Source organism: Nonlabens arenilitoris (assembly GCF_002954765.1).
Classification (GTDB): domain Bacteria; phylum Bacteroidota; class Bacteroidia; order Flavobacteriales; family Flavobacteriaceae; genus Nonlabens; species Nonlabens arenilitoris.
In genome coordinates this window covers 976,847-992,341 of the sequence record NZ_MTPW01000001.1, presented here as the reverse complement: position 1 = coordinate 992,341, position 15,495 = coordinate 976,847, and the positions used below count along the sequence as shown (strand labels likewise).

Annotated in this window: 11 protein-coding genes; 9 read left to right on the top strand and 2 right to left on the bottom strand. The window is 36.2% G+C overall.

The features are described 5' to 3' along the window. Nucleotides 1-4: 4 nt before the first annotated feature. Nucleotides 5-1,825 (top strand): cytochrome c oxidase subunit I, encoded by a 1,821-nt coding sequence (locus BST92_RS04370; RefSeq protein ID WP_105070350.1) that lies wholly within the window; start codon nt 5-7, stop codon nt 1,823-1,825. Nucleotides 1,826-1,884: 59 nt separating this feature from the next. Here BST92_RS04370 and BST92_RS04365 read toward each other — a convergent pair whose 3' ends face one another. After that, nucleotides 1,885-2,391, bottom strand: coding sequence for a redoxin domain-containing protein (locus BST92_RS04365; protein ID WP_105070349.1), 507 nt, complete (start codon nt 2,389-2,391; stop codon nt 1,885-1,887). A 151-nt stretch (nt 2,392-2,542) separates the two neighbouring features. On the opposite strand from BST92_RS04365, the gene ruvB reads away from it, so the two are divergent. Together ruvB and BST92_RS04355 are read left to right on the top strand one after the other, a co-directional pair. Continuing rightward, nucleotides 2,543-3,571 (top strand): Holliday junction branch migration DNA helicase RuvB, encoded by a 1,029-nt coding sequence (gene ruvB, locus BST92_RS04360; protein ID WP_105070348.1) that lies wholly within the window; start codon nt 2,543-2,545, stop codon nt 3,569-3,571. After that, the gene (locus tag BST92_RS04355) at nt 3,571-4,920 is read left to right on the top strand and encodes a cytochrome P450 (RefSeq protein WP_105070347.1); all 1,350 of its coding nucleotides are present in this window, start codon (nt 3,571-3,573) and stop codon (nt 4,918-4,920) included. The genes ruvB and BST92_RS04355 overlap by 1 nt, the downstream gene beginning before the upstream one ends. 9 nt (nt 4,921-4,929) lie before the next feature. On the opposite strand, the gene BST92_RS04350 is transcribed toward BST92_RS04355, so the two are convergent. Continuing rightward, the gene (locus BST92_RS04350; protein ID WP_105070346.1) at nt 4,930-5,955 is read right to left on the bottom strand and encodes a LacI family DNA-binding transcriptional regulator; all 1,026 of its coding nucleotides are present in this window, start codon (nt 5,953-5,955) and stop codon (nt 4,930-4,932) included. Between the two features lie 166 nt (nt 5,956-6,121). On the opposite strand from BST92_RS04350, the gene BST92_RS04345 reads away from it, so the two are divergent. From BST92_RS04345 to ruvA, 6 genes are all read left to right on the top strand, one after another. Beyond that, nucleotides 6,122-8,734, top strand: a complete 2,613-nt coding sequence (locus BST92_RS04345) for a TonB-dependent receptor (RefSeq protein WP_211292437.1) — start codon at nt 6,122-6,124, stop codon at nt 8,732-8,734. A 216-nt stretch (nt 8,735-8,950) separates the two neighbouring features. Beyond that, nucleotides 8,951-10,261, top strand: a complete 1,311-nt coding sequence (locus BST92_RS04340) for an MFS transporter (RefSeq protein ID WP_105070344.1) — start codon at nt 8,951-8,953, stop codon at nt 10,259-10,261. After that, nucleotides 10,251-11,429, top strand: coding sequence for a glucosidase family protein (locus tag BST92_RS04335; protein WP_105070343.1), 1,179 nt, complete (start codon nt 10,251-10,253; stop codon nt 11,427-11,429). Before BST92_RS04340 ends, BST92_RS04335 begins: the two co-directional genes overlap by 11 nt. Beyond that, entirely contained in the window at nt 11,429-12,364 is a 936-nt protein-coding gene (locus tag BST92_RS04330) for a carbohydrate kinase family protein (protein WP_105070342.1), read from the top strand. Before BST92_RS04335 ends, BST92_RS04330 begins: the two co-directional genes overlap by 1 nt. Before the next feature lie 176 nt (nt 12,365-12,540). After that, nucleotides 12,541-14,865 (top strand): NADP-dependent malic enzyme, encoded by a 2,325-nt coding sequence (locus tag BST92_RS04325; RefSeq protein ID WP_105070341.1) that lies wholly within the window; start codon nt 12,541-12,543, stop codon nt 14,863-14,865. Nucleotides 14,866-14,911: 46 nt separating this feature from the next. Continuing rightward, on the top strand, nt 14,912-15,493 hold the full coding sequence (gene ruvA, locus BST92_RS04320) for a Holliday junction branch migration protein RuvA (RefSeq protein WP_105070340.1): 582 nt from the start codon (nt 14,912-14,914) through the stop codon (nt 15,491-15,493). The last annotated feature ends 2 nt before the right edge of the window (nt 15,494-15,495 follow it).

The following is a 15,495-nucleotide window of genomic DNA, read 5'->3' as shown; positions in this document are numbered from 1 at the left end:
ATATATGGGACAAGTGATTGCAGCAGCAACAGAGCATGGACATGATGATGGTCACCACCATCACAAAGAAACATTTGTAACAAAATACATTTTCTCAACTGATCATAAGATGATTGCTAAGCAATATCTTATTACTGGACTAATCATGGGTGCTATTGGTATCTTGATGTCTGTTTTAATGAGAATGCAAATTGCAAATCCAGAGCAGCCTAATGTTATTTTTGAGGCGTTATTAGGTAAATGGGCACCAGGTGGTGTTATGGATCCTAATATTTATTTAGCCTTAGTTACTATTCATGGTACCATAATGGTATTCTTTGTACTAACGGCTGGTTTGAGTGGTACATTTTCTAATTTCTTGATTCCATTGCAAATTGGAGCACGTGATATGGCTTCAGGGTTTTTGAACATGGTATCATATTGGTTATTTTTCTTATCATCTGCAATAATGATTAGTTCATTATTTGTAGAGTTAGGACCTGCAGCGGCTGGTTGGACTATTTATCCTCCACTTAGTGCAGTTGCTAAGGCAATGCCAGGTTCTGGAATGGGGATGACTTTATGGTTGGTGTCGATGGCTATTTTTATCGCATCTTCTTTATTAGGTTCATTAAACTATGTGGTAACAGTGATTAACATGCGTACAAAAGGTATGTCAATGACTAGATTACCGTTAACAATATGGGCGTTTTTTGTAACTGCTATTATCGGTATTGTTTCTTTCCCAGTTTTATTTGCAGCAGCATTATTACTAATCATGGATAGAAGTTTTGGAACATCTTTCTTCTTATCTGATATTTATATTAAAGGTGAAGTTCTTGCACATCAAGGTGGTTCTCCTGTTTTATTTGAGCACCTTTTTTGGTTCTTAGGTCACCCAGAAGTTTATATCGTATTATTACCAGCGCTAGGTATTACATCTGAAATCATTGCAACTAATTCACGTAAACCTATCTTTGGTTATAGAGCGATGGTGGCGTCTATTTTAGCGATAGCGTTCTTGTCAACAATTGTATGGGGTCACCACATGTTTGTATCTGGTATGAATCCTTTCTTAGGTTCAGTATTTACTTTTACAACACTATTAATTGCTATACCATCTGCAGTAAAAGCGTTTAACTATATTACTACATTATGGAAGGGTAATTTGCAGCTTAATCCTGCAATGTTATTCTCTATAGGTCTTGTTTCTACATTTATTACTGGTGGTTTAACTGGTATTATTTTAGGAGATAGTACTTTGGATATTAACGTTCACGATACCTATTTTGTGGTAGCACACTTCCACCTAGTAATGGGAATATCTGCTTTATACGGATTGTTTGCTGGTGTGTACCACTGGTTCCCTAAGATGTTTAATAAGATGATGAACAAAAACTTAGGTTATGCACATTTCTGGTTAACTGCAATTGGCGCTTATGGAGTGTTTTTCCCAATGCATTTTATCGGTATGGCCGGTTTGCCACGTCGTTATTATACTAATACTAACTTTCCATACTTTGATGATCTTGCAGATACAAATCAGTTGATAACTTACTTTGCAATCGCTACAGCTCTAGCTCAATTGATATTTGTTTACAATTTTGTTAAGTCAATATTTTATGGTAAGAAAGCACCTGCTAATCCATGGAAATCTAATACACTAGAATGGACTACTGGCGATAAGCATATTCACGGTAACTGGGATGGTCCTATTCCTCATGTTCACAGATGGGCTTATGATTATTCAAAGGTTAATGAAAATGGAGAGTACGTTATACCTGGTCAGGATTATGCGCCACAACATATTCCATTACAAGATGGAGAAGAAGAAATGAATCACTAATTCAGATTCGTTATATAAAAAAAGCCGCTTTAAAGCGGCTTTTTTTATATAACTATTTTTTAAACTTCACCTCGGGCAGGATAATCTTTGTTCTCTACGAAATCTATTGATTTTAAAATATCTTCAATTTTAGGTCTAGCAAATGGCATTGATTGTATCGATGCAAAGAATAATGAACCATCAGGTTTGATTAAAAATATGGCTGGTTCTGAAAATAGTTCTGGTTCTTTATCGCTTATAGCCTTGGATAGATAAAGATCCCATTCCTTAGCAGTCTCTTTTGTCATTCGACATCCTATTTTAAGCCCATCGACATCCCATTCTTTTGTCGTTTTTTCTAATCTATTGATGTGATCCATGCTTATAGCTATTACATCAACTCCTCTCTCTTCAAAATCAGGTAATTTTTCGGTAACAGTTTCCAATTGTTTTTTACATACCGGACAATGATATCCTCTATAAAATACAATCATTAGGTAAGTGTCTATTTTTTGTTCTTTCAGAGACCATGTTTCATGATTTGAAAGAGTAACTTCTAGATTGGGTGTTATTTCTTTTGGTTTCATAAATTTTTATTTCAATATACAATTGTTGCACTTACTCTTCACTTAAGTAACTATTAAAGTGCGTTAAGCTTTTGTTATTACGCTTTCGCGAAAGCGTAATAAAAACACCTCTATATGATTATAGGAACGTCTTGAATATTATCTTTGGTAAATGAATGAACATTTAGATCCTACTGGTAATCATTTTTCTAATGAAGAAAATGATTTAGAAAGAGCATTGAGACCTTTAAGTTTTGATGATTTTGCTGGACAAGATCAGGTGCTGGAGAATCTCAAGATTTTTGTTGAAGCAGCAAATCAACGTGATGACGCATTGGATCATGCTTTATTTCATGGACCGCCAGGATTAGGTAAAACTACTCTTGCTCATATTCTGGCAAATGAATTAGGTGTAGGTATTAAGGTAACTTCTGGTCCAGTTCTAGATAAGCCTGGAGATCTTGCAGGCTTGTTAACAAATCTTGATGAGCGTGATGTACTTTTCATAGATGAAATTCATCGACTTAGTCCTATTGTAGAAGAGTATCTATATAGTGCTATGGAGGATTACAAAATAGATATCATGATTGAAACTGGTCCTAATGCTCGAACCGTTCAAATCAATCTTGCGCCTTTTACCTTAATAGGAGCTACGACTAGGTCTGGATTACTTACAGCTCCTATGCGTGCTCGCTTTGGAATTCAATCGAGATTACAATACTATTCAACAGAATTACTTTCTACTATCGTTACTCGTAGTGCAGAGATTTTAAAAGTTCCTATTCATGAAGACGCAGCGATCGAAATAGCTGGTCGTAGTAGAGGAACGCCTCGTATTGCAAATGCATTGCTACGTAGAGTTCGTGATTTTGCACAAATTAAAGGTGATGGAAACATAGATTTAAAAATTGCTAAATACTCCTTAAAAGCCCTAAATGTGGATGTTAATGGGCTTGATGAGATGGATAATAAGATTTTGATCACTATTATTGACAAATTTAAAGGAGGACCAGTAGGGTTAACTACCATTGCAACTGCAGTGTCTGAAAGTGCTGAAACGATTGAAGAAGTATATGAACCTTTTCTTATTCAACAAGGCTTTATTATGCGAACACCACGTGGTCGTGAAGTAACAGAGCTCGCTTATAAACACTTGGGTAAAACCAAAGGAAACGCATTAGGAGGCTTATTTGATCAGTAATGAGAAAAATAGCCCAGGTTCCTGCTTTAACCTTTCTTGCTAAATCTAGACAGATTTATAAGAATCCTTTACCGTTTCACAGAGAGAATTTCCAGAAGTATGGCAATACTTTTAAGATAAGTCCTAAACCTGGACTGATGATTCACTTTACTTGTGATGAGAAAATCACGCAGCACATCCTTCAAAAAAACCAAAAGAACTATCACAAATCTACTTTACAAACCGAGGATTTAGGAAAATACATAGGACATGGATTACTGACTGAAAACGGTGAGAAATGGAGAGCTAACCGTAAACTGATTCAACCAGCGTTCTATAAAAAATCCATTAACAATTTTATGGAAACTATGGACGCGGTGGTTAATGAAGAGCTGGATCGCATACATCTCAACGAAGTCACAGACGTCTACACTATTTTTAATGACCTAGCTTTTAAAGTAGTGGCGAGAAGTCTCTTTGATTTTGCTGATATTGAAAACCTAGATGAGAAGATTGCTCGACTTCAAGAAATCACTGAGCATGCTCAAAAAATGCTCATTAAAGAACTACGTATCCCATGGATGAAGTGGTACTTTGATAGAGAATGGTTAGCGGGAACAAACAGTGTTCCTCATGCTCTGGCAGAAGTTAATGAAGCTCGCGAATTACTGCGTACTATAATTACCAACCGTAGAGAAAGCAAAAACGAGCCTGGTGATTTACTGGATATGCTTTTGCATAGTACTTATGAAGATGGTTCACATATGGAAGATGACCAACTGGTAGATGAGATTCTAGTTTTATTTATCGCAGGCCATGAAACCACTGCAAATGCACTGAGCTTTGCGGCACAATTGCTTGCTCATCATCCAGAAACTATTATTGAAGCAAGAAAAGAAATCCATAACGCAGTTTCTAGTGAATCACTTATGAGCCAGTTGATGGCTATGCCGTATGTCAAGCAATGCATAGAAGAAACCTTACGACTTTATCCACCAGCTTATGTGACAGATCGTGTTGCACTAGAAGCAGATGAGTGTGAAGATATTACTATAGAAAAAGAAAGTATATGGTTGGTTTCTTTTTATGAAATTCATCGTCGTAAAGATTTATGGGAGAATCCAGAAGAATTTGACCCGAGCAGATTTGAACCAGCTAAGGCAAAAAGGTATAGAGATTTTTATTTTCCTTTTGGCGCAGGACCACGCATGTGCGTAGGGAATAATTTTGCCATGATGGAAATGATGCTGGTAGTAAGACGCATGCTAGAACGATTTGACATCACACCAGTTCAAGATCATATAGACTATCATCCATTGATTACTTTGAAGCCTAAGAATGCCTTTGTAATCTTTAAAGAACAACTATGAGATTTTATTTCAACGTGTAGATTCTCTATTAATTAATTCAGTTCCTAATTCTATTTGTTTATACTTTACAGGTTTGTTCTTCTTTTGTGTCTTCATTTCTTTGTAAAGCTGTTTAAATGCAGTTTTACCCATTAAAAAACCAGGCTGATCAATTGTTGTAAGTTTTGGTGATATTACTGAGGACATGAACCAATTACTAAATCCGACGATTGAAATATCTTCTGGAATTCTTACTCCAGCATTCTGCAGTGCAGACATTGCACCTATTGCTACAAGATCAGTGTTAATAAAAATACCATCTACATCATTATGCTCTTCCAGCAATTTTATTGCGTTCTGTTCACCTTCTTTAAAACTTTTGTCAGCACATTCACATATATAGACTATGGATGGATCATAAGGTATGTTGTTATCTTCTAGTGCTTTTCGGTAGCCCAGAAAGCGATCAATAGAATTTTGAGGTAATAAAGAGCCTCTAAAGTGAGCGATTTTTTTACATCCCGTATCTATAAGATGTTGCGTGGCCTTATATGCAGCCAGTCGATCATTGATGATTACTTTTGAGCAATTCACGGTTTTAGCAATTTTATCAAACATAATCAGTGATTTATCTCTGGCAATCACTTCATTTAAATGTTCATAGTTAACAGTATCATTTGCTAGGGAAATGATAATTCCATCCACTCCTTTTCTTAACAACAAATCAATTTGTTTTTTTTCTAACTCATATGATTCATTTGATTGAAGAATAATGACTAAGTAACCTTTTTTTTCAGCTTGAGATAAGATTCCTTTTATAACATTAGCAAAAAAATGATGTACTATTACTGGTATGATAAGTCCAATAGTTTTAGACTCTTTAGTCCTTAGATTGACAGCAAAAGAATTTGGCTTGTAATTTAAAGTTGCCGCAAGTTCTTTAACTCGCCCTTTGGTTTTGAGGCTGACATCAGGATAGTCTTTTAATGCTTTTGAAACAGTAGTTACAGAAATATTAAGTTCCTCTGCAATTTGTTTTAGTGTTACAGGTTTCAATATCTCATTTTTTAAAGTTGTAAACGAAGATAAAAAAATAATCGAAAACGTTTTCGGTTGTTTCGAAAACGTTTTCGATGCGAAAAAATTATTTTTATCACACTGTAATTATACATTAGCTAAATATTAACTACAATTTTTACTTTATTATTAAATTTTACTCAATATGAATATTTTAAAATCGACATGGAGTTTTGTGCTCATTATGTTACTGACGGTTTCGACAGTAGTAGCACAGTCCATTATTAGTGGAAATGTTAAGGATGCCGCAGGGGAACCAGTTTTTGGCGCAAACGTTATATTAAAGGGAACAGACAAAGGAGCCGTTACTGACATAGACGGTAACTATTCAATTTCTAACGTGGCTAACGGCGATTATACTATTGTAGGCTCATCATTAGGCTACTCTAGGTACTCAAAAAAAATCAGTGTAAGCGCAGATATGACTTATAACTTTATTATGCAAGAAGATGCTGAATCACTAGATGCTATTGTTGTAACTGGTGTTACTAATCCAAAAGCCAAAATAGAATCTAGTGTATCTGTAACTACTTTAGGTACAGCCTCAATCACTCAATCTGCACCTAGAACAACGGCAGAAATCTTTAGAACCATTCCAGGTATAAGATCTGAATCCTCTGGTGGTGAAGGTAACTCTAACATCTCTGTGAGAGGTGTGCCTATCTCTTCTGGTGGTTCTAAGTATGTTCAACTTCAAGAAGATGGATTGCCAGTGCTATTATATGGTGATATTTCTTTTGCGACAGCTGATATCTTCACGAGATTTGATGCTAATGTTTCTCGTATTGAAGCAATACGTGGAGGATCTGCCTCAACACAAACATCTAATTCTCCTGGTGGTATCATAAACATTATAAGTAAAACAGGTCAATCTGAAGGTGGAACTATAGGAACAACCTTTGGTGCAAACTATGATTCTTTTAGAACAGACTTTGCATATGGTACTGAGATTGCTGATGACTTATTTATGCATGCTGGTGGTTTTTATAGAGTAGGGGAAGGAATAAGAGATGCTGGATTTACAGCAAATAATGGTGGGCAATTCAAATTAAGTTTGATGAAGAAATTTGACAAAGGTTCTGTTCGAGTATATGGAAAGTATCTTAATGATAGAGCCATAGCATATTTGCCAGGTCCTATTCAAGTTTCAGGAACCAATGAAAACCCTACTTGGGAAAGCGCGCCTAACTTTGATGCTACAACGGGTTCTTTACACACGCCTAATCTACTGCAAACCTTACGTCTAGGGCCAGATGGAGAGCGTTCTCGTGGTAATGTTGCAGATGGAATGCATCCAGTTTCTACAGCAGTAGGGATTTCTGCAAATTTTGATTTAGGAAATAGCTGGAGTGTTACTAATAACGGAAGATTTGCTTCTAATAATGGAGCTTTTGTTTCACCTTTCCCTTCTCAAGTCGCTACTGGTGCAGAAATTGCAGATTCTTTTGGAGCCGGCTCGTCATTAGAATTTACAGACGGATCTCCTGTTGCAGACGGTAGTTTAGTGGCTCGTATTCACATGTTTGATGTAGAATTAGAGAATTTCAATAATTTTATGAACGATCTAAAATTATCTAAGACTTATGATAATTTGGACGTAACACTTGGTTACTTTAAATCGGTTCAGAATATTTCTATGAACTGGACGTGGAATTCTTATCTGCAGGAAGTACAAGGGGAAAATGCAAGACTAATAAATGCATTTGATCCAACTGGAGCACCATTAAGTGAGAATGGATTATATGCTTATGGAACGCCTTTTTGGGGTAACCTAGCAAGAAACTATGATACGCAATACAACGTTTCAGCACCTTATGTAAACGTTGCTTTAGAAGCTTCTGAAAAACTGAACATTGATGCAAGTGTAAGATTTGATATGGGTAAAGTAGATGGTACTTTTACTGGTGGAACTGAATCTGTAATTGATATTAATAATGATGGTGTAATTTCAGCACCAGAGCAAAATGTTTTTAGTGTAAATAATGCGGCACCTACCACGGTAGACTACGATTATGATTATGTTTCCTATTCATTAGGTCTGAACTACAAACTTAAAGATAGACAAGCGGTATTTGCTAGATACAGTAGAGGTGCAGCTGCTAAGGCAGATCGTATTTTATTCTCAGGATTGGATTACCAAAATTCTGATAGAATCAACGCACTAGACTTCTTAAATCAAGCAGAAATAGGATATAAGCAAGGTTTTGATAATGGTGCATTATATGTTACTGGATTCTACTCAAAAACAACAGAGCAGGCAGGTTTTGAAGCTACTAACCCAGATTTAATCATTGATAATGATTATCAATCTTTTGGTGTTGAAGTAGAAGGTTCTTATAGAATGAATGACTTAACCGTTAAAGGAGCTGTGACTTATACAAACGCAACTCTAGAATCAGGTGATAATGAAGGTAACGCTCCTAGAAGACAACCAGATTTTATCTATAACTTAATCCCATCCTATAATTTTGGAGCAGATAAGCAAAACTCTTTGGGCCTTAGTTTTATAGGGCAAACTAAAGCTTATGCTCAGGATACAAATGAGTTGATCATGCCTGGTTTTGTAATTGTTAACGGATTTGTTAATGTAGGAATTACTAAAGATTTAAACGCAAACCTATCTGCAAACAATCTTTTTGACACTTTAGGTATCACTGAATCTGAAGAAGGTTCTATTGTAGAAGGACAAACTAATTTCTTAAGAGCAAGAGCGCTTCCTGGAAGGTCTATCTCTTTAGGGTTACAGTATAATTTTTAAAAATTTACCTGTTCGTTAGAGTAGGAGAAATGTTATATTATGCTTTCGCGAAAGCGTATTAACAACAAATAAGAATCAGATAGTTTTTTGTTTTCAATAGTGTAATGGAGTTAGTGTTATTCATTTGATGCTAACTCTATTATTTTAAACACCACATCTTAAAAGTTGTTTTGTAAACTCTTATAAGAGTGCAATTATTAATTTCAAAGCACTAAAATGTTAGGAAAGGTAAAATTAAATTTTTGGCAAATACTGAATATGAATGTCGGTTTTTTCGGGATTCAATACAGTTTTGGATTACAACAAAGTGCGGTCACTCCAATCTATGATTTTTTGGGAGCTGCACCGGATCAAATTCCTATTTTACACCTTGCAGGACCTGTAACTGGATTGCTTGTCCAGCCCATTATAGGAGCGATGAGTGACAAGACATGGTCGTCACGTTTTGGAAGACGTAAGCCTTACTTTCTAATAGGTGCGCTTTTATGTAGTTTTAGTTTATTGTTATTTCCGTTTAGTAGTTCCCTATGGATGGCTGCAGGATTGTTGTGGATTCTTGATGCTGGAAATAATACAGCCATGGAGCCTTATAGAGCTTTAATTGCTGATAAGTTGATACCTGAACAACAACCTACAGGTTTTCAAATGCAGAGTTTCTTTACCGGTTTAGGTCAAGTATTAGCAAATTTATCAATTTTCATTTTCCCCATTTTTATGGTTGGTAAAACAGGCTCTCTACCTACATGGGTTTATGCTTCTTTTTTCTTAGGTGCTTTTTGTTCCATTGCAACTATAATATGGAGTATCAGCAAGACCAAAGAAATTCCTCCTACCGCTGAAGAGCTCGCTTTAATGCGCAGTGAAAAACGTTCTGTATTAGGGCCGCTTGTGGAAATAGTAGCGGCTATTAAGGACATGCCTAAGGTTATGTGGCAGCTGGCGCTAGTTTATCTATTCCAATGGTACGCCTTGTTTTGTTATTGGCAAAATGCCTCAAAAAGTGTTGCACTTTCCGTTTGGGATGCAACTCCATCTAGTAATGAGGCTGCTTATGAAGAAGCTGTAAGCTGGACAGCTCTAGTTAATGGCTGGTATAATGTGGTTACCTTTTTAGTAGCGTTTGCCCTTGTAGGGTTTGCAAAAAAATACAGTCCTAAATTAGTTCATGCCGTGTGTTTATTACTTGCTGCAGCTGGATTTTTAGCTTTCCCGCATATAACCAATAAGGAATTGCTACTTTTTGCTATTACTGGTTTTGGTATAGGATGGGCTAGTATGATGGGAATTCCTTATTTAATGGTGATTTCTAAGATCCCGAAAGAACGATATGGGGTTTATATGGGAATCATTAATATGATGATAGTTATTCCTATGATATTTCAAACCTTATCTTTTGGGTATGTGTTAAAAAACTTTTTAGGGAATGATCCTCGCAATGCAATCACCTTTGCTGGTGTACTATTAATTCTAGCCATGATAGCTACTTTACTTATTCAAACTAAAAAACCTACAATACATGAGCAGTAATGCTTACATAGAATCGATCAACTTACTTAAGAAAGCATCTTCTCCTGAAGGTTTTCTTGCAAGTGCTCTAGATATTTCAAACTATAAAAGAGTTTGGGCTAGAGATGGTGTAATATGTGGACTAGCCGCACTCGCGTCTGGTGATGAACAACTTATTGATACCTTTGAACAGACTTTAAAAACACTAGCTTCTCATCAACATGGGATGGGTACTATTCCTTCTAATGTTGCCTTTAATGGAAAAGAAGTTGAAGTAAGTTATGGTGGTCTAGCTGGTAGAGTAGATGCAGTGACTTGGTTCATAATAGGAGTTTGTCAACTTGCCTACTATAAAAAAGATGCTAGTGTTGTGAATCAATATAAATCGCATATTGAAAAGTGTCTTGCTCTCTTAAATGCTTGGGAGTTTAATAATAAGCACCTCATCTATGTGCCGCTATCGGGCAATTGGGCAGATGAGTACATTACTGACGGCTATGTCTTGTATGATCAATTATTAAGATTATGGGCCTTAAAGTCCTATAACCATTTTGAAAATAGAGATGAGATTACTCATAAAATAAATCAAATTCAGGATCAAATACATGTTAACTTTATAGGTCAATCAACTAAAGAGAAATTTCATCCTAGGGCTTTTGAGGCTATGGAGAAAATATCTCATTTACCAGCATCATTCTCCCCATCGGGTTATAAAACACAATTTGATGCGTTTGCAAATAGCTTATTTTTATTGTTAAACATAGGTGACTCTGAACTAGATGGTAAAATTTTTTCTTATAGTCAACAATTGTTAAAAGATTCAAAGCTCAAGGTGCTTCCAGCGTTTTGGCCACCGGTCATGGAGCAGGATGAAGAATGGAGTTTGTTAAAAGATAATTGCAAGTATGAGTTCAGGAATTTCCCTTTTGAATTCCATAATGGTGGCAGCTGGCCTATGGTAAATGGATTCTATGGAATGGCCTTAAGTTATCAAGGTTATAAGGCTGAGGCACAAAACCTATTAGAGCATATTGATTTTTTAAATGCGCAAAAAGAATTTTCTTTCTATGAGAACTTTAACACAAAAACTGGTGAGCCTATAGGAGTTCCTAAATGCGCGTGGAGCGCAGCGGCAACGGTAATGTTGCGACAAACATTAAATAATAAATTTAAAATATTAGTCAACTAGTGAAGACCATTGATATATTATGTACAGGAGAAGTTCTTATTGACTTTATAGGTCATGAGAAAAATGCTACTATCTCAGAAACCAAAGATTACCATCGTTTCTTAGGTGGGTCACCTACAAACGTGGCAGTAAATGCAGCAAGATTAGGATTAAGGTCGGCTATAGTGGCTTCTTGTGGAAATGACGGTTTAGGTGATTTTATTGTAAAAAAATTACAAGATGATAACGTAGATACATCACTAATTAATAGAGCATCGGGATTACCTACTTCTATCATATTAGTTTCTAAATCTATGGAAACACCTGATTTTACAGCCTACAGAGAGGCAGATTGTATTATCCCTGAAACCTTAATTACCTCTGAATTACTAAAATCCTCAAAAATTTATCACACCACCTGTTTCGCTTTAAGCAAAAACCCTGCGAGAACCTCAATTTTAAAAGGAGCAAAAGAGGCAAGTAAGTTAGGACTACAGTTAAGTATAGACCTTAATTATTCACAAAAAATATGGCCTGATCGTGATGAAGCTAAAGAGGTGATCAGAGAATATTTATCTTATAATCCATTACTTAAGTTAAGTATAGATGATTGTTATAGGTACTTTGACGGTCATAAATCAGATCAAGAAATTTTTGATTATTTCCATGTTTTAGGAGTTTCAACTATTTGCCTTACAAGAGGTAAAGATGGTGTTACCATTTCTGACCTTGATAAAGGACTTATACATCAAGACGCTATAAAAATTGATGATATTAAAGATGTAACCGGCGCTGGTGATGCCTTCTGGGCAGGATTTTTATATGCTCAAATTCAGGAAAAGTCCCTAAAAGAGTCTATAACTATTGCGCAAAAACTCGCTACTATAAAATTACAGAACGTTGGTCGTCTACCCGATATGGTAGGTCTTAAAAATATTATTAATGATATTGTTTAGTTAGCTTAGTTTTGTTAGAAAGAGCTGTAATTCATTTTATAGCTCTTTTTTTTGATTATTTCTTTAAGTTCACGCTTTTGCGAAAGCACAATTCACACAATTTTCACGACTACAAAAATACCATGTGAACATTATAGTCTATTTTTGTTTTTGGACTAAAAATAACCCAGTTATTTATGAGTAAAGATAGTAAGAGACGTGAAGCACTAGTGTACCACGCAAAGCCTACACCAGGTAAAATAAAAGTAGTACCTACTAAAAAATATAGCAGTCAGCGAGATCTTTCTCTGGCCTACAGTCCTGGAGTGGCAGAACCATGTCTTGAAATAGCCAAGGATAAAGCAAATGTATATAAATATACTACTAAGGGAAATCTAGTAGCTGTAATAACAAACGGTACTGCCGTACTTGGTCTGGGCGATATAGGACCTGAGGCGTCTAAACCTGTGATGGAAGGAAAAGGTCTTCTTTTTAAGATTTTTGCAGACATTGATTGTTTTGATATTGAAATTGATACTAAAAATATAGAAGAATTCATTCAAACGGTTAAAAACATCTCGCCTACCTTTGGAGGAATAAATCTTGAAGATATTAAAGCGCCAGAAGCTTTTGAAATCGAAAAGAGGTTGAAAGAGGAACTGGATATTCCAGTTATGCATGATGATCAGCATGGTACCGCTATTATATCTAGTGCGGCATTATTGAACGCTCTAGAAATAGCCGAGAAGAAGATAGAAGACGTTAAGATTGTCATCAGTGGTGCTGGTAGTGCAGCTATTTCTTGTACTAATTTGTATGCAAAATTGGGCGCTCGCAAGGAGAATATCCTCATGTTTGATGTGGATGGATTGATCACTACCTCACGAACAGATTTAGGTCCTGAGCAAATGGAATTTGCGCGCGACATGGAACCTATAACCTTAAAAGAGGCTTTTAAAGGTGCAGATGTTTTTCTGGGACTTTCAGTAGGTAATATTGTATCGCCTGCCATGTTAATGGATATGAGCGATAACCCTATCGTGTTTGCTATGGCAAATCCTAATCCAGAAATTGAATACGATACAGCGGTAGCAACTCGTGAAGATTTAATCATGGCAACTGGTCGTAGTGATCATCCTAATCAGGTAAATAATGTACTTGGATTTCCATTTATTTTTAGAGGTGCACTAGATGTGCGTGCGTCTAAAATTAATGAAGAAATGAAACTTGCCGCTTGTCACGCAATAGCACAACTAGCCAAAGAACCAGTTCCAGAGCAAGTAAATATTGCCTATGGAGAGACGAAGCTCAACTTTGGGAGAGAATATATAATTCCTAAGCCTTTTGATCCACGATTGATTTCTACTATTCCACCAGCAGTTGCCAGAGCAGCTATGGAAAGTGGTGTAGCAATGGAACCTATACAAGACTGGGATAAATATGAAGATCAGTTGTTATCAAGAATGGGATCAGATAATAAGCTCATCCGTTTGATATTAAATCGCGCACGTACTAATCCTAAACGTATCGTTTTTGCTGAGGCTGATAATCTAGATGTAATAAAAGCAGCTCAAATTGTACATGAAGATGGAATAGCAATTCCGATATTGCTGGGTAGACGCGATGTTATTGAAGAATTAATGACAGAAATTGATTGGGATGATAATATTCTAATTATAGATCCTAAATCTGATGAAGAAAAGCCACGTAAGGATCGTTATGCAAATGAATTATGGCAAATGCGCTCTCGCAAAGGTGTTACTGAATTTGATGCTGGTAAGTTGATGAGACAGCGCAACTATTTTGCCGCGATGATGGTAAAATTAGGTGATGCAGATGCTGTAATTACGGGTGTTGCACAATCGTTTCCTATATCTGTAAAGCCTATGATGGAAATTATAGGAAAATCTCCTGGTGTTCAAAAGGTGGCCACTACTAACTTGATGATTACAGAACGTGGACCTATGTTCATCTCAGATACTTCAATTAATATCAATCCAGATGCTACAGAGCTTGCAAAAATTGCTCAAATGACAGCTCGTACAGCTCGCATGTTTGGAATTGATCCTGCGGTAGCTATGATAAGCTATGCAAATTTTGGTTCTTCAGATCATCCTCATGCCCGTAAAGTGACTGAAGCTGTTAATTATCTTCATAGATATTATCCAGATATAACTGTAGATGGAGAGATTCAGGCAGATTTTGCTTTGAATCCAGAGCTTCTTAAAAAGAAGTTTCCGTTTTCTAAACTGGCAGGTAAAAAAGTAAATACACTTGTATTTCCTAATCTAGAAAGTGCAAATTCGACTTATAAACTGATTAAAGAGCTTTATAATACAGACTCGATAGGACCTATTATGATGGGAATGCAAAAACCAGTTCACATCTTACAACTTAATGCAAGTGTTGATGAGATTGTAAATATGGCTGCAGTGGCTGTTATTGATGCACAACAAAAGGAAAAGCACGAACAGAAGAGAGAACAAGCCGCTAGAAATAGCACTAATCAAGGTGTGTTTTAGTACTCTTAATTTTATTACATTTGATGCTTTAACTTAAAATTAAGGAATGATAGCGCAGTTGCAAGGAAAGCTGGTGGAAAAAAATCTTACAGATGTCGTTATAGACTGTGGTGGTGTAGGATATTTTGTCGAGATCTCGCTTCATACATATTCATTAATTCCAGATGGTGAGCTGATTAAATTATTCACTTTTATGCAAGTAAGAGAGGATTCTCAGCGTCTATTTGGCTTTATGGAAAAGTCAGAACGCGAGGTATTTAAGCTTTTACTTTCGGTATCTGGTATAGGAGCAAGTACAGCGCGTACTATGCTTTCTAGTTTAGAACCGCGACAGATTGCACAGGCAATTGCCTCAGGTGATGTGCGCACTATACAGAGTGTTAAGGGAATAGGCGCAAAAGGAGCGCAGCGTGTCATTCTAGATTTAAAAGATAAAATACTTCAAGTGTTAGAAGGTGAAGATATTTCTCTTCATTCAAGCAATACTGGACGCGATGAAGCGTTATCTGCACTAGAAACGCTAGGTTATTTACGTAAGCAAGCGCAAAAAGTGGTGGATAAAATATTGGCTAGTGAGCCAGACGCCACAGTAGAAACATTAATAAAAGGCGCTTTAAAACAGCTGTAAGA